This window comes from Bacillus sp. M6-12, from assembly GCF_002860285.1.
Classification (GTDB): domain Bacteria; phylum Bacillota; class Bacilli; order Bacillales; family DSM-1321; genus Peribacillus.
Genome location: NZ_PGVF01000006.1, coordinates 330,295 through 354,283 on the forward strand (window position 1 = coordinate 330,295; position 23,989 = coordinate 354,283).

At 40.2% G+C, this 23,989-nt stretch carries 21 protein-coding genes; 16 read left to right on the forward strand and 5 right to left on the reverse strand.

Annotated features, from left to right (window positions below; all coding sequences use genetic code 11):
- Positions 1–144: 144 nt before the first annotated feature.
- Entirely contained in the window at positions 145–870 is a 726-nt protein-coding gene (locus tag CVD28_RS09850; RefSeq protein WP_142384753.1) for a PAS domain-containing transcriptional regulator, read from the forward strand.
- Between the two features lie 526 nt (positions 871–1,396).
- Entirely contained in the window at positions 1,397–3,097 is a 1,701-nt protein-coding gene (locus CVD28_RS09855; protein WP_101592196.1) for a methyl-accepting chemotaxis protein, read from the forward strand.
- 148 nt (positions 3,098–3,245) lie between these two features.
- Here CVD28_RS09855 and CVD28_RS09860 read toward each other — a convergent pair whose 3' ends face one another.
- The gene (locus CVD28_RS09860; protein ID WP_101592197.1) at positions 3,246–4,520 is read right to left on the reverse strand and encodes an N-acetylmuramoyl-L-alanine amidase; all 1,275 of its coding nucleotides are present in this window, start codon (positions 4,518–4,520) and stop codon (positions 3,246–3,248) included.
- Positions 4,521–4,975: 455 nt separating this feature from the next.
- Here CVD28_RS09860 and CVD28_RS09865 point away from each other — a divergent pair, with 455 nt between their 5' ends.
- The 7 genes from CVD28_RS09865 (at position 4,976) to CVD28_RS09895 (ending at position 11,766) form a co-directional block, all read left to right on the forward strand.
- Positions 4,976–5,692 carry a YebC/PmpR family DNA-binding transcriptional regulator gene (locus CVD28_RS09865; protein WP_101592198.1) on the forward strand — a complete coding sequence of 239 codons (717 nt, stop codon included), beginning with the start codon at positions 4,976–4,978 and terminating at the stop codon, positions 5,690–5,692.
- A 264-nt stretch (positions 5,693–5,956) separates the two neighbouring features.
- Positions 5,957–7,027, forward strand: a complete 1,071-nt coding sequence (locus CVD28_RS09870; protein ID WP_101592199.1) for a spore coat protein — start codon at positions 5,957–5,959, stop codon at positions 7,025–7,027.
- Positions 7,028–7,215: 188 nt separating this feature from the next.
- Positions 7,216–7,830 (forward strand): PH domain-containing protein, encoded by a 615-nt coding sequence (locus CVD28_RS09875; RefSeq protein WP_101592200.1) that lies wholly within the window; start codon positions 7,216–7,218, stop codon positions 7,828–7,830.
- 262 nt (positions 7,831–8,092) lie between these two features.
- Positions 8,093–9,028 (forward strand): nuclease-related domain-containing protein, encoded by a 936-nt coding sequence (locus CVD28_RS09880; RefSeq protein WP_101592201.1) that lies wholly within the window; start codon positions 8,093–8,095, stop codon positions 9,026–9,028.
- A 75-nt stretch (positions 9,029–9,103) separates the two neighbouring features.
- Positions 9,104–9,571 (forward strand): DinB family protein, encoded by a 468-nt coding sequence (locus tag CVD28_RS09885; protein ID WP_101592202.1) that lies wholly within the window; start codon positions 9,104–9,106, stop codon positions 9,569–9,571.
- A gap of 256 nt (positions 9,572–9,827) precedes the next feature.
- Positions 9,828–10,394, forward strand: a complete 567-nt coding sequence (locus CVD28_RS09890) for an RNA polymerase sigma factor (RefSeq protein WP_101592203.1) — start codon at positions 9,828–9,830, stop codon at positions 10,392–10,394.
- Between the two features lies 1 nt (position 10,395).
- Positions 10,396–11,766 (forward strand): DUF4179 domain-containing protein, encoded by a 1,371-nt coding sequence (locus CVD28_RS09895; RefSeq protein ID WP_101592204.1) that lies wholly within the window; start codon positions 10,396–10,398, stop codon positions 11,764–11,766.
- 58 nt (positions 11,767–11,824) lie between these two features.
- On the opposite strand, the gene CVD28_RS28005 is transcribed toward CVD28_RS09895, so the two are convergent.
- Positions 11,825–11,980 (reverse strand): hypothetical protein, encoded by a 156-nt coding sequence (locus tag CVD28_RS28005; RefSeq protein WP_180954092.1) that lies wholly within the window; start codon positions 11,978–11,980, stop codon positions 11,825–11,827.
- Between the two features lie 193 nt (positions 11,981–12,173).
- On the opposite strand from CVD28_RS28005, the gene CVD28_RS09900 reads away from it, so the two are divergent.
- The gene (locus CVD28_RS09900) at positions 12,174–13,028 is read left to right on the forward strand and encodes a manganese catalase family protein (protein ID WP_101592205.1); all 855 of its coding nucleotides are present in this window, start codon (positions 12,174–12,176) and stop codon (positions 13,026–13,028) included.
- A gap of 73 nt (positions 13,029–13,101) precedes the next feature.
- Entirely contained in the window at positions 13,102–13,365 is a 264-nt protein-coding gene (locus tag CVD28_RS09905) for a hypothetical protein (RefSeq protein ID WP_101592206.1), read from the forward strand.
- A 137-nt stretch (positions 13,366–13,502) separates the two neighbouring features.
- Here the strand turns inward: CVD28_RS09905 and CVD28_RS09910 are convergent, their stop codons facing one another.
- Positions 13,503–13,811: an ArsR/SmtB family transcription factor gene (locus tag CVD28_RS09910; RefSeq protein WP_101592207.1), complete on the reverse strand. Its 309-nt coding sequence runs from the start codon at positions 13,809–13,811 to the stop codon at positions 13,503–13,505.
- A 23-nt stretch (positions 13,812–13,834) separates the two neighbouring features.
- Positions 13,835–14,872 (reverse strand): flavin-containing monooxygenase, encoded by a 1,038-nt coding sequence (locus tag CVD28_RS09915; RefSeq protein ID WP_374702516.1) that lies wholly within the window; start codon positions 14,870–14,872, stop codon positions 13,835–13,837.
- Positions 14,873–15,150: 278 nt separating this feature from the next.
- On the opposite strand from CVD28_RS09915, the gene CVD28_RS09920 reads away from it, so the two are divergent.
- The 4 genes from CVD28_RS09920 (at position 15,151) to CVD28_RS09935 (ending at position 20,258) form a co-directional block, all read left to right on the forward strand.
- A complete protein-coding gene (locus CVD28_RS09920) occupies positions 15,151–16,083 on the forward strand; it encodes a cation diffusion facilitator family transporter (RefSeq protein ID WP_101592209.1) in 933 nt (310 codons plus the stop codon).
- A 257-nt stretch (positions 16,084–16,340) separates the two neighbouring features.
- Positions 16,341–17,609: a cytochrome P450 gene (locus CVD28_RS09925; protein ID WP_101592210.1), complete on the forward strand. Its 1,269-nt coding sequence runs from the start codon at positions 16,341–16,343 to the stop codon at positions 17,607–17,609.
- A gap of 155 nt (positions 17,610–17,764) precedes the next feature.
- Positions 17,765–18,133, forward strand: a complete 369-nt coding sequence (locus CVD28_RS09930; protein ID WP_101592211.1) for an ArsR/SmtB family transcription factor — start codon at positions 17,765–17,767, stop codon at positions 18,131–18,133.
- Positions 18,126–20,258 (forward strand): heavy metal translocating P-type ATPase, encoded by a 2,133-nt coding sequence (locus CVD28_RS09935; protein WP_101592212.1) that lies wholly within the window; start codon positions 18,126–18,128, stop codon positions 20,256–20,258. Before CVD28_RS09930 ends, CVD28_RS09935 begins: the two co-directional genes overlap by 8 nt.
- 68 nt (positions 20,259–20,326) lie before the next feature.
- On the opposite strand, the gene CVD28_RS09940 is transcribed toward CVD28_RS09935, so the two are convergent.
- Positions 20,327–21,970: an alkaline phosphatase gene (locus tag CVD28_RS09940; protein WP_374702511.1), complete on the reverse strand. Its 1,644-nt coding sequence runs from the start codon at positions 21,968–21,970 to the stop codon at positions 20,327–20,329.
- A gap of 432 nt (positions 21,971–22,402) precedes the next feature.
- Between CVD28_RS09940 and gntK the strand changes: the two genes are divergently transcribed.
- Positions 22,403–23,950, forward strand: coding sequence for a gluconokinase (gene gntK, locus CVD28_RS09945; protein ID WP_142384754.1), 1,548 nt, complete (start codon positions 22,403–22,405; stop codon positions 23,948–23,950).
- Positions 23,951–23,989: the final 39 nt, after the last annotated feature.

Genomic DNA, 23,989 nt, shown 5'->3' on the forward strand with positions numbered 1-23,989 from the left:
TTTTAAAAAACACCAATACATCATACTTAATTGAAATAAAATTTAATGACCTGGTGAAAATTGCTTTGGTGTTTTTATATATATTAGCTACTAGTGAATAAGTAAAATTAACAAATCTTTTTTTAAAAGTAATGGAGATATAGAATGAGTGATTTTGGATATATTAAACAAATAAATGCAAATAAAACTGGTATGGTTTATAAGTTTATAAAACAGGGTGATGTTTTTATTCATACGATGTGTGAGGGAAAATTACTTTATAATCTAGGCTTTACTCCGGGCGATATTATTGGGAAAACATTACATGATTTTTTTCCGGATGATTATGCGGCCACTAAACATCAATACTACCTTAAGGCATGGGACGGTAATTATGTTCATTATGAAAGTAAGATTGAAGGAGTTTATCATGTGGGTTCTTTACGGCCAGTCCTAAGTAACGGAGAAGTAGTGGAGGTAATAGGGTCGTCTATTAACGTGACGGAACAATTACCGGGTTCAACACATGAGATCAGTCAAACTATAGAGAGCGCCCGTCCGTCAGTAAAAAGGGATTTAATGATTAAACAGTCTAATAATATTATCTTCATCCCATTAATGGAGATCATCTTTATTGAGAGGATTGGCAGAAAGTCAGTTATTCATACGACTAGTAAAAAATTCGAAACTTATGAAGCCCTTACTAGTTTATGTCAAGTTCTTGATGAAAGGTTTATTGGCTGCCACAGGTCATACATAATAAATATGGATTATTTAGAAGTCATCAAACTCAATAAACAAAGCTATATTGGATATTTTAAAAATTACACTAAAAATGCAAAGATATCCAAAAACAAGTTAATCGAATTACAAAAGTATAAATCCTATTGAAAACTCAGCAAATGCTGGGTTTTTATATTTTATAAAAAAGAGTATAACATTACAGCGTCCAGCAGTTTTTCCCATTTAAACCCTGGAGAACAGACAAGGAACACTGCGGCAGCTTCAAAAGAGATAGGTATATTTCAGTATGAATATTTTACGGTTTTTGTTCAAAAGCATCCATTTAATGATTGAAAAAGGTTCAGTTGGTATCGAAAGATGAGGTTTTATGATTGAAAGCAGTTAGACAACAGGAGAATTATTCCATATGATACTTCAGTAGAATTGATAGTATTTCCCGCATATTATGGTTGCTCATTAATTAGTCCATGTACTTACATTATGAAACAAAGTTCATTTTTTTAAAGTCAGCAATTGAACAGTCAGAGGGAGTGTTAGTTCTAATAACCTAGATTAATTCAATAATCATAAGTTTGGTACATTAATTGAGATAAAGTTTATACGGCTGGGTAACACAATAAGAGAATCAACTGGATAGATAAAAATTTTTGCCAAAAGGCTGGGAGAACTATTTATGAATACAAGTAAACTTAAACTTACATTAGGGACGAAAATAAACATTATCGTTTTGACAATAATATTATCTTTATCTGTAGCAGTAGGCATGGTTGTCTTTAGTGAAGTAACAGAGGCGATCAAAAATTTCGCCGTTCAAAAAGCAAAAGGCGATTTGCATTTAGCTTATCGTTATATAAACCATAAATACGCTGGAGATTGGAGAATTCAAAACGGAAAGTTATATAAAGGATCTACGGCGTTAAACAAAAATTTTGAGGTTACAGATAAAATTGGCGAGGATACAGGAGATACCGTAACAATTTTTCTAGGTGATACTCGTATCGCTACCAACGTATTTAAGGACGGGGAACGTGCGATTGGCACACAAGTTTCTTCAGGGGTCGCCCAAACTGTTCTAAAGGAAGGAAAAAATTATTATGGGGAAGCAGAAGTAGCTGGAAATACTTATCAAACAGCTTATATGCCAATAAGGGATAGTAAGGGAGAAGCAATTGGGATTTTTTATGTAGGGGCACCTGAGAAAATAATTGAGGAGACGATATCTTCTTTTTTGAAGAAATTTGTGATTGTTTTAGTAGTGATTATCATTATAGCATCCTTTGTTGTTTATCTATTCACTCGTAATCTTAGAAAAAGATTACATAATATCGCAGATGCCTTACATAAAGCAGGTAATGGAGACTTTACAAAAGGAGTTGTCGATGAAAAAGGGGATGAGCTTAGTGAGTTAACGAATAGCTACAATAGTATGAGAGATAATCTAAGCACTATGATTAAGAAAGTAATAGAAACCTCCGAACAAGTAGCTGCCTCATCTGAGGAGTTAACGGCTAGTTCAGAACTAACGAGTAAAGCCTCGGAACAAATAACAGAGGCTATTCAACAAGTTGCGGCAGGTGCGGAATTGCAAACCGCGAATGTTCTAGAAAGTGCAAAAGCAATGGAGGAAGTAACTTTGGGAATTAGTAATATTGCTGCAAATTCTTCCTTGGTTGCAGACTCAGGTGCGCAAACAAGCAGGCTGGCGAAAAAAGGCGGAACCCATGTTGAAGAAACTGTAAAACAAATTAACGCCATTCATTCGTCTGTAGATGAGAGTGGAAAAGTTATCATGCTTTTAGAGGACCGTTCAAAACAAATTGGTGAAATTACAAAGGTGATTACTGAAATTTCAGACCAAACGAATTTATTAGCACTTAATGCAGCAATTGAAGCTGCTCGCGCAGGCGAACATGGTAAAGGGTTTGCAGTAGTAGCTGATGAAGTTCGAAAATTAGCTGAGAAATCACAGCAATCTGCTACCCGCATTACGGAATTAATTCAGTTGATTCAAAAGGATATGGTGCGTTCTAATGAATCCATGAGTCGTGTAAAGGCAGAGGTTCATGAAGGCTTAGGAATTGTCGAAAAAACGCAAGTTAGCTTTTCTGAAATTATAGAGTCAATGGAAAGAATGAGTATACAAATCGATGATATGGCAGCCACAGCAGAAGAAATGTCAGCAAGCGTTGAAGAGGTTTCAGTTTCAGCTTCAGGAATAACGTCGATTTCAAAAGAAACGTCAACTCATTCACAAATTGTTGCGTCATCGACTCAAGAGCAATTAGCTTCTATGGAAGAAATAACTGCATCTGCAGCTTCTCTTTCACAAATGGCCATTGATTTACAAGAAATGGTAGGAGAATTCAAGGTCTAATACTTACCCATTATGGAAGGTTTGTGATTTACGATTTATTAGTGGCAGCATACCAGTTTGTTTTCACTGAAATTTCGGTTTACTTCACTTAAGATTGCTTTCACTTGTTATGGCTAATACTCTAATAAAAACAACCGCCGATATTTTATCAGCGGTTGTTTTTAAAGTATTCGTTTATTCCGTTAAAGATCCCCTTTGATACCTGGGATTGAAATGCAGCAGAAGCTACAATTTTTTCTTCAGTTGGATTAGACAAAAATCCTAACTCGAGCAGTGTTGCGGGCTGGCTGTTTTCCCGAATAACATGGAAATTACCGAATTTAACTCCCAGATCCTTCATGCGTGTTTCTTTGATCATCCCATCCTGTATTTCTTCGGCGAGTTTATAGTCTTTTGATGACGTATAATAAAACGACATGATACCGCTGCTTTTTGAACCTGCTGCATTATAGTGGATGCTGATAAAAGCATTAGCCTTATTTTTTTCGCTAATTGCTACGCGCTGCTGGAGGGTTAGGTAATAATCACTTTCTCTTGTTTTTATAACCTTTGCTCCTGCATTCGTTAATAAAGCCGATACAGCATTCATTGTTTTAAATGATAGCGTTTTTTCTAAATTTTCTTTACCGCTTGTTCCCGGATCTTTTCCTCCATGTCCTGCATCCATAACAATTACTTTTCCTTTTACATAGGAGGTGCCAGGCATTGGAATAGGGGCAGGAACGGCTGTCATTTTGTTTTTGCTTAAATAAGTAAGCAAAGCCCATCCTGTACCATTGGCTGTTTTAATTTTTCCCCATGAGCCATTTTTCTCAATTAATTGTACACTTGTATTTTTAGTCATAGTAAATAGTACTTTACCTGACATTGATGGCAGGGATCGGACATTTAAGGAATCCACGGTTGCGTAATAAGTATTTGCGTTAGAGCTTGTAGCTGGCGGAGCTGTAACAGCTGTTTTTGAAACATAAGCAGAAGATACCCAGCCAGTAAGTTTTTTGCTTGGTACATAGACCATCATCCAGCTTCCTTGCTGAATTTGAACAGTTAGGGGCGTTCCCTTAGCCATAGAAGCTAATTTCGTGCCGGTTAGGCTGGCTGTTTTTCTTAAAACTAAAGATGATGCATTTACATAACCAGTCCAGGTTTTAGGTTTAATATATTGAGATGATACCCAGCCATACCCTTTTCCATAAGAGATCTTTGACCAGTCTTTTTGCTGCTGTAAAACCGTCACAGTTTGATTTCGTTTCAGTTTGCCGATTGACTTATATTGTGTACCAGGCATTGACCTTACATTTAGGTTATCCGCAGTTACTGTAAATGTCCTTCCTGCAGCTTCCGTTGGCATGACTAAACCCGATATGCTTAAGGATAGGACTAAGATTAATGCAATGCTTAGCCTTCCTATAGTCTTAATCATTTAAGACACCATCCTTCTAGTAATTTCCAGAGACGAGGGGGACATTCTTTATTTCGGAATAATTTCCTTATTATTTATGGTTCTTTTTACCTGTTAGACATAAAGTGGGAATAATGGAATAATCCGTACACTAATAAAAGAGAGCCAAATAGCTCTCTTTAGTCTTGATTAAAAAAATGCAGCACATTTGTATCATTAAGGTTATATCCAATTAAGAGGGTTCGGGTTTCCTGATTTAACTCCAAATTTCGGCTTGCGTATCTCGTTAAATTTGTAAATCTATAACAGATGGGGTTAAATATCGTGTTATTCTTTATTTCATAAGTTAATGAAAACTCTCATCCTATGTGTTGAGGTTTTTTTATAAAAACGTTATTATGTAAAGTGTTAAAGTAGCATAATTATTTATTTTATTTACCATTATTCTGATTCAAAGCTGAAAGCGAGTGTTCAATATGGGCCGTAAATGGAACAATATTAAGGAAAAGAAAGCGTCAAAGGATGCAAATACGAGCCGTATTTATGCTAAATTTGGACGTGAAATTTATGTGGCAGCAAAGCAGGGTGAACCGGATCCTGAGTTAAACCAATCTTTACGATTCGTACTTGAGCGTGCAAAGACATATAACGTGCCGAGAGCAATCATCGACCGGGCGATTGAAAAAGCAAAAGGCGGTTCAGAGGAAAACTATGATGAGCTCCGTTATGAAGGCTTCGGACCAAATGGTTCGATGGTAATTGTAGATGCACTAACCAATAACGTAAACCGTACAGCATCAGATGTACGTGCGGCATTTGGCAAGAATGGCGGAAACATGGGAGTAAGCGGATCTGTAGCTTATATGTTTGATGCAACGGCTGTTATTGGAATCGAAGGCAAAACAGCAGATGAAGCGCTTGAACTTCTAATGGAAGCGGATGTGGACGTCCGGGACATAATCGAAGAAGAAGAGTCGGTCATCGTTTATGCAGAGCCTGAACAGTTCCACGCAGTTCAAGAAGCATTTAGAAATGCCGGCATAACTGATTTTACAGTAGCGGAATTAACGATGCTTGCACAAAATGATGTAGAGCTTCCAGAGGATTCACTGGCAAAATTCGAAAAATTGATTGATGCATTAGAAGATTTAGAAGATGTAAGACAAGTGTACCACAATGTCGAATTAGGCTAATAATTCATGAAAGAGCAGACCTTTGGTCTGCTCTTTTTTGCTAGATAAGAAAGCAGCTTTTTTTTACAAGTATAATGTCTAGCTCCAGCCCCCAGCCCCGACGCAGAGGGCTTGGCGCACTTTTGCCGTTCTTTCTTCATCAGGACGCTAGCGCAATTCCTTTTATTCTTGAGATATTTTTAATGTTCTCATAAAAAAGTATAATCACTTGGTATGTGGGGATATTAACCTTTGAAGTGAAAAATTTAAAAGGAGTGATCCCCCATGCCGTTTGGCGCCCATGAAGCAATGGAAGTACACGAGATTTTGATGGAAAAAATAAATATGATCACGCACTTTAACATTTATGCGAATGAAACAAACAACCCGCAATTATTAGACATAATCATTCGCCATCAGCAAGAGGAAATCAGGTCTTATAATGAATTTGTTGCATACACACATGATTACAAAACTTTTGTCCCGATTCCTCCTAATACAGAAGTAAGAGGAATAAGCCCGCAGCAAATTCAATACGGAATGAATACACAGGCGGAGTTCACTCCACAGTATGGAACAGTCAACAGCGACCGTGAAATCACAACTGCCATGCTGCTTTGCCACAAAAATGCAGCCAGAAATGGAATGTGGGCTGCGCTTGAGTGTGCTGATCCTAACCTGCGTAAAATGTTAATAAACAGTGCGACAAACTGTGCGAATCAAGCTTATGAAGTTTTTCTGTTCATGAATGAGCAAGGTCTTTACCCAGTGCCTACATTGAATGATAATACAGCAAAAACCCTTCTGCACAGATATCAGCCGGCTGACCGTGCACTTGAGGTTCAGTATTTTGGACAAAATACTGGTTACACAGGACAAAATTATGGAAATGCAGGCCAAGGGACTGGAAGTGCTGGTCAATTTTCTGGATACCCTGGACAAACCATGGCTAATGGCGTGCAGCCGGCTTATGGAACATCACCTTCCTACCCGTTTGCTTACGGAAATCCAGTAGCTGGTACTTTTGGAACGTCAGCTTCTGCTTCACAGGGTACATACAGGACTCAAACGGGAACATATGGAGCATCAGCCTCCACTTTATCGGACACGTATGGAACTCAAGCGGGTACATACGGAGTATCAGCTTCCGTCTCGCCGGCTTCTTACGGAACAGCCGGGTATGCTTCTGGAGATGTTTCCGGAGCAGGCGGCCAGGCTGCATCTAACGATATTAATGTTAGTAATTCAGAAAGTGTGATCTACGGCAACGGAACTCAGGAAATGGGGAGCTCAGCAACTGATTCGGCCGCAGAACAGGAAGGGACAGCATCCCAGGATAACAACACTGCCCGCTGAAGAACGGGTCGAAAACTCTATATATTGATTTCCAAACCATCCACTGCCGGTAGTCGGCTGGGTGGTTTTTTTATATAATTTTAAATATTTAATTTGTAAGAAGGAAAACAAATTTTGGAAAAAGGTTCTATTAATCTCTGTCTATTGTTAAAATAAAAAAGAAATATGGATTTGAAAGGATGATACAGATGTTTAAAAAGATTGCTTCTGATGCATTGGGTTTATCTGATATCGGAAAAATTATCCACCCGTCAGACTACGATAAGACGGATGCTGACGATTATGTCATGCATGAAGATAACGAAAAGATCTACTTTTTAATTAAAACAAAAGCTGATGAATACTGCTTTACTAATCTGGCTATCATCCATGTAGATGGACAAAGTGCCGTTTCTTCCAAAAGAACGCTCAAACGTTATCCTTACGCACAGCATAAGATATCCAGTGTGTTTTTGGAGACAGCCGGTAAACTTGATATGGATGTTGAGATCAAATTCATGGTCGGCAAAGAGCAATTTGATATTGATGTGAAAAAAGAACAAATTGAGCAATTAAAAGATCTTTATAAATCACTGCTGAGAATCTCTGAAATCACATATGAAAATGATATCTACATTAAAATGGCGTCTCAAAGCTTAGATAAAGCTGTAAATGTTCTGCAAAATTCCCGAACTGAAGATATTAAACTAGCTGATACATACAGGGACTTAACAGACTTCGGCTTCACCTGGCTAACCTCCGTCCGCGAACAGTACCACTTAAAGGACTTTGGCGAGGTATATGAAAAATATATTAATAACTAACTAGAACTAGATGAGATGGACTTCTGGGGGCACGGTAAATCCGTGCCTTTTATGCGGTTAGGCTCGCTTCTCTTTGGTTTGATTAAATAAAATGAAAAACGGCTTAATTATTTAGTGCTTTGGACGGATTATTTTGAATTCGGATAGAATATTGTTCATTTTGGATAAATTACTATAAAAAGTACATTCAGTATCATTTTTCAAAGCAGGAAACACGCCTTGCCAGGTAGAACTATTACTAAAACCGACAGGGAGTGATGAAATGATCGTTAAGAACTTAGAAATTTCTATATATCAGAAGAAATTGAGGGCTCTTTTACGAAGATTGCCCAGAACCCATTCAAAACGCGATAAGATTGAAGAGGCATTAGCAAGGAGTATGGCAGGCTATAATGGTGAAAAAGCGGTAGATTTTTACCTTAGGGAACTTCCAGAACAAGAATACTTTATTCTTCATGATCTGCGGCTGGCCGATAAAGACCAACTCTTTCAGCTCGATTTATTAATTCTTTCCGCAAAATTCTTCCTGATTATTGAGGTAAAAAATATTTCAGGCTCTGTTTACTTCGATTCTCTCTTCAACCAATTCATCCGCAAAACAAAGGGATCGGAAAAAGCATTTCCAAATCCTCTTTTACAGATCCGGCGCCAACAAGAACATTTGGGAAACTGGTTAGAAAAGCTAGGCCAAACCAAAATACCGATTGAAACACTAGTGGTGATCAGCAACCCATACACTGTCATAAAAAGCGATATTCGCCACCACAGTGCTATAAACAAGGTCATTAATTGCGAGAACCTCACTGATAAAATAAAGTTAATCCAGACCAAGTTCACGAAGGATATTCTTACAATAAAGGAACTAAGGCGGATTTCACGTCAGGCAGTAAAACAAGATACTCCATTTTCCCCTGATATATTGGAAAAGTTTCATATCTCCGCGACAGAGCTTCTAACAGGTGTTCACTGTCCAAGCTGCCAGTCCCTGCCCATGGTAAAGAAAGCCTCTAACTGGATTTGTCCGGAATGCAAACATATTTCCAAGGAAGCCCATTTAGAAGCATTAAGTGACTATTGTCTTTTACGTGGCAGTACCATTACTAATAACGAAATAAAACACTTCTTAAAACTTTCCTCAGCCTCAACAGCCACAAAAATGTTGTCCTCTCTCGATTTATTTTTTACCGGAAATACATAAGGAAGAAAATACGATTTACTAAGTTTGTCGGATAAATAACAAAAATGATTAAATAGAATAAAAACGAGGTAAACCATGGATATTTATTTAAAATCTGTTTTTAATCAGCTGGAGGTAGCAAATAGAACGATAATAAGCATGATCGATCTTTTGAGAGATGATGTCCTTGATATTGAAATTTGTGGGAATAAGAGGACATTCCGGCAATTACTCTCCCACATGGCGGTAATTTATAAAGCAGACTGGCTGATTATGAACGGGGCATCTCAGGAAGAGATGGATAAGTTTTATGCGGCGAATCAGCCAATGGACAAAGATAAGCTTAAAGAAGCGCTTCTGATTAATTTTGATTATTTAACATCAAAGGTAAAGTCCCAGCGACAGGATGACCTTGATACTGTCATTGCTTCATGGTGGGGAGCCGCCTGCCCAAAATATGAATGGCTGCTGCAAATCATCTCGCATATGTATCATCACCGGGCCCAATTGCATACTGCACTTGTTCAAAAGGGATTAGACCCAAAGATTCAGCTGTTTGAGTAGAAGTTCCTTACGAAAAAAGCTGATTTCCATGCATCGAGTATGAAATTTGTTCTTTCCATTGTTCTTACACTATCGTCTATCGGCAAATAACCGAATCCTGAGTGTTTAGAAATGAAAAACTTTATACAGCTTAAACAGTCTTGCTTTACCGTAAGGCTGTTTTTTATTAAAAAATCACCCGAAAATTGTAACCAATTGGCAATCCTGTTCGCCTTAATTATGAAAAACAAAAATAGCAGTAAATGAGGTGACGGCAATGGATCTTGTCCAAGATCTGATCCAACAGTGCCAGAGCGGAGATAAAGAAGCGTTTGGCAAACTGGTGAATCCATACATAAAAAAGGCTTATGCAACTGCGTTCAGCATTCTGAAATCAAAAGAATCAGCGGAGGATGCTGTGCAGAACTCTTTGCTCGAGGCTTATAAAAATATCATGGCTGGAAAAGAAATACGTATGTTTCCAAGCTGGTTCTTTACCCTAGTTACGTCAAGGTCACTTGATATCGTTAGGCGCACCAGTAAGGAAAAAGCAAACTGTGAATCGAGCGGGACATATGAAATAGCCGATCAGGCTGCTTTGCCGCTAGAAACTGTCCTGGAAAAAGAAGATAGGCTGAACCTGCTTGAAAAAATCCTGGAGCTGCCGGAAAAAGATAGAATCCTGATAATTCTTTATTACTATCAGGAATTAACGATCAGGGAAATTGCAAGTCAATTAGTTAAAAAAGAGGGAGCTGTAAAAACCGAATTGTGTCGGGCCAGACACAAGCTTCAGTCAAAAATAAAAAGCAATTTAATCACTTTTCAAAGGCTGGTGAACTAAATTGAAAACATTAGAAGAACAAATTAAAGACTCCCTTGATTCAATCGAAGTACCTGATTCATTGTATCAATTTGCCCAAAATGTATCTTTCATAGCAGAAGAGCAGAAGGCGAGGGTGCCTGTAAATGAACAGCCTAAAAAACATAAAAATTATCGGTGGGCAAAATCAGCCATTGCCACTGCTGCAGCATTTGGTATTGTTATCGGTTCCGGCTATGTCTCTCCAGCTATGGCGGCCGTGTTAAAGGAAGTCCCGCTGGTCGGTTCTCTTTTTGAAGAGTCAAAGTCGGAGATTACTAAAGTTGCTGTCCAAAAGGGATATGTTAACGAAGTTCAAAAAAGCGCTAAAGCCAATGGCATACTGGTGAACATTTCAGATGTTTATTTTGACGGGCTGAACATGTCTGTCGGTTATACTATTCAATCAGAAAAAAGCCTGGGAGAAATGAAAAAAGCAGATGCGGACCCTTTTACCCCTGTAATCAAGCTGGATGGGAAACAAGAAAGTTATATGTGGTCCTTTGAGGAAATCGAGAAGAAAGGTAATAAAATAAGCGGTATAATGCATATTAACTTTAATTCCAATAATGCCAAAACCCTTCAAATGACTCTTAATGAAGTATATGGAAACAAAGGGGAATGGAAGTTTAACACACCGATTGAAAACCAGAAGCTGCAAGAGGATACAGTTGTTCTGAAGCCTAATATTCAAAAGAAATGGGAAAAAGGAAATACCGTGGTTTCCATTGAGGAAATTCAAGTAAAGCCTGGCCATACAGATCTTGTTTTTTCTCAGAAGAACGATCCAGGAAAAAATTCTATTTCATTAGCGAATACATGTGTGGCGATATATGACTCTAAAGGGACACTTCTTGGGCTTGGATACGGTATTCTTAATCCAGCTGGGAACGGCAAGTATTCAGTGTCATTTCCTGAAATTAAAAGCCTTCCGGAAAAAATCATCTTAAGCCTTGCTCAAACCGGACAATTGAAATTTGATAATGATCCTTTGGTTAAGCATTATGAATTCAGCAATAAGAGCAAATTTCCAGTAAATGTACCTGTAGATAAAGACAACCACATAAATATAAACTCGATTACAGAAACAGATAAAACGGTAAAAGTGAACTTTGAAATTAAAGGCGATATTTCGCTGCAGCAGCAATTTATGGTGATTACTGATAAAAACGGAATCTCAGGAGTGCCTTTAGACAAAAAAAGGGTAGAAACTGGTGATAGCCGGATGGTCTTTGAACAGGAATTTAAGAAAGAACCAAACTTCTCGGGTGAGATTTTATTGAAAATGAGTGTGGATAAAGATGAATTTATAAGGGATTATTTAAGAGTGGAAGTGCCGATTAAAACGCAATAATCTTCAAAAACGGACCTGCTGATTATTTTAGGCTTGTCCGTTTTTTTGTACTGCAATGCTATTCTTTTGAACTTCTTTCATTGTTATCATCCTCTACTGCATTATCCACCGCTTGAAATATTACATTGGTAAATTGATCGACACTCTGCATAGGGTCTTCGCTGCTTTTGCCTTTTGATCGGTTATTACTATTCGTCTTTTCTGAACTAGGCATGAAATCACCCCTTTTTGTTAAGATGTGCCGGTTTTCAAAATCCAATACCCACAAACGACCCTATAAGAAGTGAACTCTTCAGTACGAACCTTGCCAACAATAAATAGAAGCAGTCATCGGTAATAAGAGAATAAAATTTATTTCCTAATCAAAAAATAAATCCAAGACATAAATTCAAGAGGGAGGATGGAATATGTATTTTTACAAAGAAGATTTAATTAATATAATTGTACCTGACAAGCCGGATCCGGCTGCTGCCAAAGTTATGCAGGAGATATTAGGCGGACATTTTGGTGAAATGAGAACGATGATGCAATATTTTTTCCAAGGCTCAAACTTCCGGGGAGAGAAAAAGCAATTCCGCGACCTGCTGCGCGGGATATTTCTCGAGGAAATTGCTCATGTTGAACTTGTACAAACAACGATTAATATGCTTCTGAATGGTGCCGGAGAAAGGGAAGCAGGAAATGCGGGGGCAGACAATGCACCTCTTGATGAAGCTGTCAAGCATTCGAACCCCCACCACTTTATCATCGGAGCCCAAAGTTCAGTGCCTGAGGATGCTGCAGGAAATCCTTGGAATGGGTCATGGGTTTACAGCCACGGAAATTTAATCGGCGACCTTCTCGACAACTTAGTCCTTGAGTCGACTGGTGTGCTGCAAAAATCCCGTATTTATGAGATGAGCTCGAATAAAACGTTTAGAGAGACACTTGCTTTTTTGATTGTTCGTGATAATGCCCACCAAAACGCATTTGCTAAAGCGCTGGAGACATTGGGTGTAGATTGGGGCAAGCTTTTCCCTGTACCGAATTATGATATAAACAAGTATCCGGAGTGCAGAAAATATGTAGACATGGGATTCCATAATGCCCAGTTTAATTTCAGACTGGATGCGACACAAATAGGGGAGATTTTCCAGGGGCAATCACCAAGCCGAAATGGCGGACAACTGCAGGTTGTGCCGCCGCCTGAAGGGTTCCCGGTTCCTCAATTGCCTGAATTGCCAAACGAGCACAGCCCTGGGCTGGATGATTTATCTTTATGATTGTAAAGTACTAACAGGTCATGTTAGCTTCTTTCTACTTCCTAAATTACTTGTTGTGTAAGGAGGCTCACAAATGATATTAGAAGGCCATATTATTTCAGGTGATTTTGATCAGGCCAATAATGAATTTTCATTGCAGAGAGTGAAAAATTTATCTACCGAATCCGTTTTAAATCAGGCGCAGATTAACAACATCTATTCTTATCTTAAGCAGAATCAGAATGATAGCAGCGGGCAAATCCTTACATTATACGATCAAATGCCGGTTCATTTGTCACAGGATGAGATAAATCAATTAATTTTGGATCTTGAACAGGTTCAGTCTATGTACGAATAAATTTTGATCTCTTGTTCTATTTTGTGAAAAAAGCCCCCGTTCCGCATATTGGAACAGGGGCTTTCAAAGGTAAGAAAGTATAAACTTTTTTGACAAGTACAGATTTCTGGCTCCAGGGTCCAGCGCTTGCGCGTTTCTTACTTGCATTCGATATGGGATAAAACCTGATTAATTAAATTAATAACATGCTCATCATCATAAGTGTAAAAGAAGGTATTGCCCTCGCGCCGGTATTTAACAAGCCTAAGATTGCGCAAATAACTTAATTGATGAGAAACTGCCGATTGGGTCATTTCGAGTACCTCGGTGATGTGGCTGACTGAACATTCTTCTTGCGACAACAAATATAATATTTTAATCCTGGTTGGATCAGCTAGCGCCTTAAAGATGCGCGATGCTTCATCTGCCGTATCCGGTGATAAAAAGCTATGATCTTCTTGTTTCATTTTGCACCCTCACCTTCAAAAACTCAATTAGATATTATGTATTTATACAGATATCTCGCATCATCTCCGACTCCCAAAATAAGAGCAGAGCCTCGATTATGCTGCCATGGAAGGCCCAGAAAATATAGTCCCTCAACTTTTGAGATTCCCCGTTCATGATTTATTTTACCATTTGAATAAAAAGTCTGCGGTATTTCCAGCCAAGTGTAACTTTGAATAAAACCAGTAGCCCATATAATATTGTTAACCTGGATGGAGGATTGGTCTTCAAACACCACTTTGTTTTCATAGAAATGAGACGTTCTGTCCTTTACTTTGATTTTACCATTCTTTAGAACTTCCCGGAGTTCATATCCAAAAATAGGATCGCCTTGCTTTTGAATTTTTTTACCTATAAAAGTATTCTGGCTGGCCTTTAAGATGCCTAGTTTATCGGCCCACCAAAAGATGCTTTTGCTTCCGAGGGTTAATGGAAAAAAACGGATATCCTGGCCGGCGGATAAATAGGTTTCCTTTTCTTCAGATAATTCCGCCGCGATTTGTGCACCGGAGTTACCGGCCCCGACGACCAAAACAGGGCCATCCTGAAGCTGTGCAGGATTTTTGTATTGAGAAGAATGCAATTGAACAATATCAATGGAAAGCTGATCTGAAAACGAAGGGATTCTGAGAGTATGAAAGGGACCTGTTGCGATCACAACTTTTTTTGCCTTAAAGACAGAATCGTGCGTATGGATATGGAATAGGGTATTTTCTTTAATAACTCGTTTAACATTCACATTTAATTGGACTGGCAGATTAAAGGTGAGGGCGTATTGCTCCATGTAGTCAGCCATTTCATCCTTAGAGGGAAAACCTGAAGGATCCCCATTCAGCATGAGGCCAGGCAAAGAACTATAGGAGCGGGGAGTAAATAAAACGAGTGAATCGTATTTTTTCCTCCACACATCACCTATTCGTTCATTATTATCAATAATTAAAAAAGATAAAGAAGTTTTCCTTAAAAAATAACCCATTGACAAACCTGCTTGACCCGCCCCGATTATCAATACATCATAAATCACTAATATTCACCCTTTAAAATAAGTGTATGAGCATATGTTCATATATAGGATATTTTAAATGGATTTATATGTCAATTAGTAATTTAAAATAGAGTGTTTTTTTCTTAACCAATAGTACAGATGTCTAGTTCCAACACCCGGCTTTTCTTTTTGCCGGTGTATAAAGTTTAAACAGCTTCCTCGAAGTTAAAATTAAAAATAAAACTTGAACATATGGGATAGCTCTTGCATAATGTATATGAGCATATACTCATATGTTAGAGGGAGAGATATTTATGGGACATCATCACGGCCATTCTCATGGACACCACAGCCATGGACATAGCCATGCACATACTGGAAATAAGAAAGCTTTATTTTGGTCATTTCTTCTGATAGCGGGATTTATGATAGTAGAAGTGGCGGGAGGGCTGATAACGAACAGCCTTGCCTTATTATCGGATGCGGGCCATATGTTAAGCGATGCAGCCGCACTGGGACTCAGCCTTTTTGCGATAAAATTAGGAGAACGGAATGCGTCACAAACAAAAACATACGGCTATAAACGATTTGAAATTATCGCTGCTTTTATCAATGGGATAACTTTGATTGTCATTTCGCTATATATCTTTTATGAGGCGTACCATAGATTTACCAATCCGCCTGAAGTACAAAGCTTGGGGATGCTATTGATCTCTATAACTGGTTTATTGGTTAATATATTGGCCGCATGGCTTCTTATGAGAGGTGACAAAGAGGAAAACTTAAACGTAAGAAGCGCTTTCCTGCATGTTTTAGGAGATATGCTGGGTTCAGCGGGAGCCATTGCAGCTGCCTTGCTGATCATGTTCTTTGGGTGGGGAATCGCGGATCCAGTCGCAAGCGTGATAGTAGCATTCCTTGTTATCATCAGCGGCTGGAGAGTCACGAAGCAATCTATCCATATCTTGATGGAGGGTACTCCTATACAAGTCGATATGGAGAAGTTGAAACAGTCATTATCGGCTATTCCGTATGTAAAAAACATTCACGATTTGCATATATGGTCGATAACCTCCGAGTTTCCAACCTTAAGCTGCCATATTGCCATTGCAGGGGAAGGTGACCATGATACTGTTCTCCATCAGGCCCAGAATATCCTTCATGATGATTATGGAATTGAGCACAGCACAATTCAGGTTGAATACGAGGACAATGGATGTCCAAGCCACCATGGTGTATGTAATTAGTCTGGCAGACATAATCTCAGGCGGAGGATCAAAAAGCAGCATTTCAAAGTGCTGTTTTTTTTGCTATCCAGGAAGTTGCAGAAGCGCGATCTTTGCCTTCTTTCTCTAAACCGGGAGCATGATTTATTATTCATGTTCAAACCCAGGCAGCATGCTGTTTGAATAATATTTTACCGGGAAAAATACTCTTAACAATAATCTGTTACATAAAAGAATTGCTTGAGATGAAACAAATTTATGTGAGGAGCTTGGATCCTATGAAAACGACCAGTGAAATACCACGTGAAAAAGGCCTGGATAATAGCCTTTCCCTGTTGAAGGAAGGCTATCTCTTTATTCAAAACAGGTGCCGCCAATTCCAGACAGATATTTTTCAAACACGCCTGATGGGTGAAAAGGTAATCTGCATGAGCGGAGAGGAAGCTGCAAGAGTTTTTTATGATAATGAGAGATTCCAGCGCAAGGGAGCGGCTCCAAAACGGGTACAGAAAACGCTATTTGGAGAAAATGCAATCCAAGCAATGGATGGTGAGGCACACAAACATCGCAAGCTGCTCTTTATGTCTCTAATGACCCCTGACAGCATAAAAAAGCTGGGCGAACTAACCGGCAAGCATTGGCAGGCGAGAGTAAACAATTGGGAACAAATGGAGCGGGTAGTGCTTTTTGATGAAGCCCAGGAGATTCTGTGCAGGGTTGCGTGTGAATGGGCTGGTGTTCCTTTGAAAGAAGGAGAAGTAAAGCAAAGAGCTCGTGATTTTGGAGCTATGGTAGACGCTTTTGGGGCTGTTGGGCCGAGGCACTGGGCAGGAAGGAGAGCCAGAAAAAGGGCAGAAATGTGGATTGAAGAAATTATTGAACAAATCCGGGATGGCAAGCTGGATGCATCCGAGGGGACGGCTGCTTATGCTATGGCCCGGCATCGGGGACTGGACGGGAATCCACTGGATTCCCGCATGGCAGCGGTTGAACTCATCAATGTATTGAGGCCAATTGTTGCCATCGCCACATATATCACTTTTGGTGCTCTTGCTTTACACGATCAACCCCAATACCGCAAAATGATGACAGATGCTAACGAGCATGATATTGCAGCGATGGTACAGGAAATCCGCCGCTTTTATCCATTCGGCCCGTTCCTGGGTGCCAGAGTCCGCAATGAGTTTACATGGCGCGAAAACCAATTCAGAAAAGGCGAATTAGTGCTGCTTGATATATATGGAACCAACCATGATCCCATGCTTTGGGAAAATCCTGATGAATTCCGTCCTGATCGGTTCAGCGATTGGAAGGGCGGCTTATTCGACCTCATTCCGCAGGGAGGGGGAGATTATTACAAGACGCACCGCTGCCCGGGAGAATGGGTTACGATAGAGGCGATGAAACAAAGCATGTCCTTTCTGACAAGCGAAATTGAGTATGATGTACCGGAATCCGAACAGGATTTAAGTTATAGCCTTGTGCGGATGCCTGCCCTTCCTAAAAGCGGATTCATTATCAGCAATGTCCGGCGCCGAAAAAACTGATTCATTAGAAAATGTAAAAGAGTGATTTAATGAGAGAGAATCTCTATATTCACTCTTTTTTTATTTTGCTTTTTACTATAGTTTTCTTTGACAATCAAATGGTTATTTGAATAAAATACAATCAAATAACTGTTTGAATAAAAGGTGGCGGATTTATGGAAGAACAGGATGCTTGTGAGATAATCTGTATAGATAGTGAAAAGGTTAATCGGATAGCTTCGGTTTTACAGAAACAAAATACTGCTGCAGCTGCCAAGATGTTTAAAGCATTGTCCGATGACACAAGAATTAAAATTGCGTATATACTGTCTTTGGAAGAAGAGTTATGCGTATGTGATATTGCAAATATTGCCGGGGTAACAACAGCTGCAGCCTCCCATCACTTAAGGCTGCTAAAAAGCCTTGGGCTTGCTAAGCATAAGAAGGTGGGAAAGCTCGTTTATTATTCTCTGGACGACCAGCATGTGAAACACTTAATTCAATTAGCAGTTGCCCATCAAGAGGAGGTGATGCACCGTGTCTGAGGCCGTTAACCAATCTGCGGAAAAACATGTGTACCGCATCCATGGATTTTCCTGAGCTGGCTGTGCCAATACGTTCGAGAAGAACGTGAAACGCCTGGATGGTGTTTTAGATGCAAATGTAAACTTCGGTGCCTCCAAGATAACAGTTTATGGACAGACAAGTGTTGCGGAACTGGAAGGAGCAGGCGCCTTTGAAAATTTGAAAATCATGCCCGAAAAAGGCCCGCAGGAACCCCTGGAAAAAGTTCCCTTTATTAAGCAGCATGCTTCCCTAATTGTTTCTCTTTTCTTTTTACTGATGGGATATGTTTCATTAGCGATAAACGGAGAGGACGGCTCCTCAACAATCATTGCTTTCGCAGCGGCGATCATCATTGGAGGGTATGGTTTATTTAAAACAGGATTGAAGAATCTTTTTCGCTTAGAGTTCGATATGAGGACACTGATGACCGTTGCAATCATCGGGGCTGCCCTAATTGGCGAGTGGAGTGAAGGGGCAGTTGTGGTTATTCTTTTTGCTATCAGTGAAGCACTGGAAAAGTATTCGATGGATAAGGCCCGTAAATCTATCCGGACACTCATGGAAATTGCTCCAAACGATGCGCTGATTCGAAGAAATGACACCGAGATGATAATTGATGTAGATGACATAGAGGTCAATGACATCATGATCGTGAAACCCGGCCAAAAAATTGCGATGGACGGTGTGGTGGTTAAGGGAAGCTCATCCGTTAACCAGGCTGCGATTACAGGAGAGTCTGTTCCTGCAGAAAAGAACACTGATGACGAAGTGTTTGCAGGCACCTTGAATGAAGAAGGCTTATTGGAAGTCAGAGTTACGAAGCGGGTCGAAGATACTACAATCGCTAAAATCATTCATTTAGTGGAAGAAGCCCAGGCAGAGAAAGCCCCTTCCCAGGCCTTTGTTGACCGATTTGCTAAATACTATACACCGGTTATCATTCTCGTTGCACTCCTAGTAGCAATTGTGCCCCCTTTTTTAATGGGTGCAAATTGGAATGAATGGATCTATCAAGGGCTTGCGGTTCTGGTTGTTGGCTGTCCGTGCGCGCTCGTCATTTCCACCCCGGTATCCATTGTGACGGCAATTGGAAATGCCGCACGGAATGGTGTCCTCATTAAGGGCGGAATTCATTTAGAGGAAATGGGTGCGATAAAAGCTTTTGCCTTTGATAAAACGGGTACGCTGACGCAAGGGATTCCAGAGGTAACCGATTTTGAGGTTTTTGAGTCTGAGGAAAAGAAAAAATTATTATCCATTATTGCTGCCCTGGAGGATCGGTCCCGGCATCCGCTCGCTTCAGCCATTATCAAAAAGGCCGAAAGGGAGCATGTTGCTTTCAAAAATATGGCCGTTGATCAGTTCGTATCGATAACTGGAAAAGGGGTAAAAGGGACTGTAGACGGAACTGACTATTATATAGGCAGTCCTGCCTTTTTCAATGAGATAACCGAGAATTGCATAGTGTCTTCAGTGAAGGAAAGAACTCTCCTGCTGCAAGAACAAGGAAAAACGGTCATGGTTTTTGGGACTAAAAAAGCTATACTTGCCCTTATTGCCGTTGCGGATGCTGTTCGGGAAAGCAGCCGGGAAGTAATTGAACGTCTGCATGCTCAAGGTATTGCTAAAACAATCATGCTTACCGGTGATAATTATGGAACTGCAAAAGCAATTGGAAAAACAACAGGTGTTACGGAAATAAAGGCGGAGCTGCTGCCGCAGGATAAGCTGGATTATATAAAAGCGATGAGAAACAAGTTTGGAAAGGTTGCTATGGTAGGTGACGGTATAAACGATGCCCCAGCTCTAGCCTCCGCCACAGTCGGTGTGGCGATGGGAGGAGCAGGAACGGACGCTGCACTTGAAACCGCAGACATTGCCCTTATGGGTGATGACTTAAGAAAGCTTCCTTTCACGGTCAAACTGAGCCGGAAAGCTTTAGGGATTATCAAGCAGAACATAACTTTTGCTCTTCTTATAAAATTAATTGCCCTGCTGCTTGTCATTCCGGGGTGGTTAACACTTTGGATAGCAATATTTGCGGATATGGGTGCGACACTGCTTGTTACATTAAATGGGCTGCGTTTACTGAAAGTAAAATAGATCCGGGATTTGTCGATTGCGTTGGAAAAAGCCAGTCATTTTGAACTGGCTTTTTCGTATTTATCCCATTATTTAACAAACTTCAGTGCACTCTCAGAAATATAGAAGTCTTTTCCGTTGTATACATTGAGGCCTTTCACTTCTTTTGTAACGCCTGTTCCCTGGATTACGATATTTTTATTAGCAGGGAACTGTACTATTTGGCTGCCTTTTTGTGCTACAAGTACAGGATTAGCCATGTCTGCGGCATCAACACGAACTGAATATCCTTTTTTCGTTAGAGCATCTTTAGCATTGATAAATAACTTGTTCGTTAACTGGCCTAATTCGAAGCCCATGAAACTGGCCATCTTTTTAGCAATGTCAGTGTTTTCAACCAAGCCAAATGGTCTGGACGGACCGTAAGAATAAAGGAATACATCTTCCCCGGTATGGCCGCCGGTTGTAAAGCCAATATTAGCGCGGGCTGCGAGCATCTTTGTCATATCTGAACCGATGTTTTTCGAAGCTTTTAATGTTTTCAGTTCCTCGGCTGTTAAGTTATCAAGACCATACAGTGCCGCTGCGTCTGCCAGGTTCGATTTATCTTCCTTAAGCTGGCTCAATGCACCTTCAACTGTCATTTTCGCTTTCTTTAACGGATCAATGTAAGCAGAAACTGGAGTATTCGGATAGCTTGAACTAGTATTTACGTTACCCATAGTTATTCCGCTGTTTCCGTGGTCACTAACTGCGATAACCATGGTGTTTCCATCTTTCTTAGCGAAGTCAAGAGCTTTTTTAACTGCATCATCAAATGCTAAAACATCACTGATGATCCCGACTGTATCGTTTGCGTGTGCAGCCCAGTCCACCTTGCTTCCTTCTACAAATAAGAAAAAGCCGTCCTTATCCTTATTTAATGTATTGATTGCTTTATCTGTCATTTCAGCAAGTGTCGGTTCACTTGGCTTAGTAGTTTTGCGGTCAAAATCGTATGCAAGCGCACTTGGGGCAAAGCTGCCCCAGATTTTACTGGATTTAGAATTCAGGAGCTCGGTACGGTTTACAACTATATCATATTTCTTGCTCTCTAATACCTTTACAAGATTTTCGCCATCCTGCCTCGCGTTTTTTGTTGATCCTGGGGTTAGAGATTCCTTGCCCCCGCCTAAGACTACATCAATATTTTGATAGACTTGCTGTTCAGCAATATCGCCATAATTAGATCTGTGTGTGACATGGGAAGAAAATCCGGCCGGTGTGGCATGCTGAATTTCCGATGTGGAGATGATTCCTGTTGCTTTACCTTGCTGCTTGGCTCCCTCGAGAACATTTGCAACCGGTCTTTGAGAGTCCTTGGATTCTACTGGTTTAACGCCAGGTGAGTTAACTGCGGATGGAAGCACGCCTATGTATTTATCGTTTGATTTATTGCCTGTAGCAAGAGCAGTTGCCGCAGGAGCTGAATCAGTAATTGCGGATTCTGCAGAATATGTTCTAACGCCGCCTGCCGCCATTTGGTCCAATGCCAGATTTCCGCCTTTATACCATCTTGAAAGGGTAGTAGCACCAGCACTTGTTCCGTCCATTACCATCATAATTACATTGGTTGGTTCCTTTTTAGTATCTTTTGCTTTAATGCTATCATTCTTAGCATTGATTCCTAAGGCAGAAAAAGCGACTGCTCCAGCAAGTGTCATACCTGCAACCCTTTTGCTCAGTTTACTCAATGTTTTTCCCTCCAAGTATATAGTAACTATTAACAAGATTTACTATATAGGAGGAATATTAAGTTAATATTTTAGTAAGGTAAAGGGTCTGTGTAGTAATATTACAGTTTTGTGACCAAATATATAGCTCCTGTATAATTTCCCCGTAAATGCTGCCAAATCGCCGTTTTGCCTCCGTGATTAATCGTTGTTTTTGTCGACTATTCACTCTGTTTACCGCGCTTCCAGGATTTCTAATGTTTGGCCTGCGTTTTTAAGCTGCAGGGATCAGTGCTTGGGTTATATAAATGGCGATGATGGCCAAGAATTCGTTATTTACTCCTGCGCTTACTAAAGCTTATTATGGGACTAACCGTTATCAACAAGGAAATTAGAAACGTTTATAATAATATAAATATATATAAGTTTAAACTGCGGAAGGGGAGAGGTTTTGTGAGCCAAAAGTATGTCATTGGGGTAGATATCGGAACAACCAGCACAAAAACGGTACTTTTTTCTGCAGCTGGAACTGTTATAGCATATTCAGCTGCGGAATATACATTGTCAACACCTACGCCCGCCATTGCTGAGCAGGATCCGGACGTGATTTTTAATGCAGTCATAAACACTATTAAACAATCTGTTAAAAATAGCAATGTTTCCCCAAGCAGCATTGTTTGTGTGTCATTCAGTTCGGCGATGCACAGTGTTATAGCCGTTGATAAGGAAGGAATGCCGTTAACAAAATGCATCACCTGGGCGGACAACAGAAGCGCCATATGGACTGAAAAAATAAAAAATGAAATGAACGGGCATGAGATTTATCTTCGGACCGGCACCCCTATCCATCCAATGTCACCACTGTCAAAGCTGGTTTGGCTCAGGCATGAACAGACAGAACTTTTTTCGAGAACCCATAAATTTATCTCCATTAAGGAATATGTTTTTTTAAAGCTTTTTAACGAATATATTATTGATTTTTCCATTGCCTCTGCAACAGGAATGTTTAACCTTGCTTCATTAACCTGGGATCAGGAAGCGCTGGCGGTGGCTGGGATTTCCGAGCAGCAGCTTTCTAAGCCGGTGCCAACAACATATTGCTTATCCGGGATGGACCCGGCATACGCAAGAGAAATGGGCTTGCCGAAGGATATTCCTTTTGTTGTGGGAGCAAGCGATGGCGTTTTATCAAATTTAGGTGTAAATGCCATCGGACCAGGAGAAGTGGCGGTCACAATCGGAACAAGCGGTGCTATAAGGGCTGTTACCGACCAGCCAGTTACGGACCCAAAAGGAAGGATCTTTTGCTATGCATTAACTGAGAAGCATTGGGTAATTGGCGGGGCTGTTAATAATGGGGGAATGGTATTCAGGTGGGTACGCGACCAGCTGGGAACTGCCGAAGTGGAAGCCGCATCGAAGCTGGGAAGAGACCCGTACGAAATGCTGACGGAAATCGCAGCAGGAGTTAACCCTGGCTCTGACGGTTTGTTATTTCATCCCTACTTGGCTGGAGAACGGGCTCCTATATGGGATGCCAATGCGAGAGGCTCGTTCTTTGGATTAGGGCTGCATCATAGGAGAGAGCATATGATACGGGCTGTCCTCGAAGGGGTAATTTATAACTTATATTCTGTTATGCTCGCGCTGGAAGAGCTAATTGGTACTCCAAAGAAAATCCAGGCAACCGGCGGCTTTGCCAGATCAGAGCTTTGGAGACAGATGATGGCGGATATCTTTAACCAGGAAGTATACATACCTGAAAGCTTTGAAAGCTCCTGCCTTGGTGCCGCAATTCTTGGTTTATACAGTCTTGGTGAGGTCGAAACATTAAACAGCGTATCGGATATGGTAGGTGCCACTCACCATCATGAGCCAAATCAGGCAAATGTCGAAATCTATCAAGAATTAATTCCTATTTATTTGCGGATTTCAAGAATGTTAACAGAAGAATATAAAGACGTCGCTGTATTCCAAAGGAAAAGAGTTACAAATGTATAGCTTTTGAATAAGAAGGGGCATTTAGTATATTGTTCCTTC